Source organism: Lysinibacillus sp. UGB7 (assembly GCF_049058285.1).
GTDB classification, from domain to species: domain Bacteria; phylum Bacillota; class Bacilli; order Bacillales_A; family Planococcaceae; genus Lysinibacillus; species Lysinibacillus sphaericus_B.
In genome coordinates this window covers 1-482 of the sequence record NZ_JBMGUV010000123.1, presented here as the reverse complement: position 1 = coordinate 482, position 482 = coordinate 1, and the positions used below count along the sequence as shown (strand labels likewise).

Below are 482 nucleotides of genomic sequence, written 5' to 3'. Positions count from 1 at the left end.
TAAAGTCATAGGGGCATAGTTCAACGGTAGAATAGAGGTCTCCAAAACCTTTGGTGTGGGTTCGATTCCTACTGCCCCTGCCAAATAATTTCATGGCGGTTGTGGCGAAGTGGTTAACGCACCTGATTGTGGTTCAGGCATTCGTGGGTTCGATTCCCATCAGTCGCCCCATTTTTGAATATAATCAAGCAGTAAGTAAGGCAATGGATTTGGATTCATAGGCTCGAGTTCTACAAAGTCCATCATTTATATATTATTACGGAGGTATACCCAAGTCTGGCTGAAGGGATCGGTCTTGAAAACCGACAGGCGGGTAACACCGCGCGGGGGTTCGAATCCCTCTACCTCCTCCAGTTTATGTTCCATAAAAGGTGTTCAAAAGCCTCAATGTTATCGCTTGTTGAAGGTTGAGATTTACGTCGGAGTAAAGAAGCGTGAAAAACGTCATCTTACTTTAAGCGTATATAATTATTATTTTTAAC

General features: G+C 43.4%; 3 tRNA genes. All 3 read left to right on the top strand.

Features of this window, described 5'->3' with window-relative positions:
• Positions 1–9 precede the first annotated feature (9 nt).
• The 3 genes from ACOMCU_RS28335 to ACOMCU_RS28325 all read left to right on the top strand — a co-directional run bounded on the left by ACOMCU_RS28335 (position 10) and on the right by ACOMCU_RS28325 (position 353).
• Positions 10–83 (top strand) — tRNA-Trp (locus ACOMCU_RS28335).
• Positions 84–95: 12 nt separating this feature from the next.
• Positions 96–171: transfer RNA gene (locus ACOMCU_RS28330), tRNA-His, on the top strand.
• A gap of 89 nt (positions 172–260) precedes the next feature.
• Positions 261–353: transfer RNA gene (locus tag ACOMCU_RS28325), tRNA-Ser, on the top strand.
• Positions 354–482: the final 129 nt, after the last annotated feature.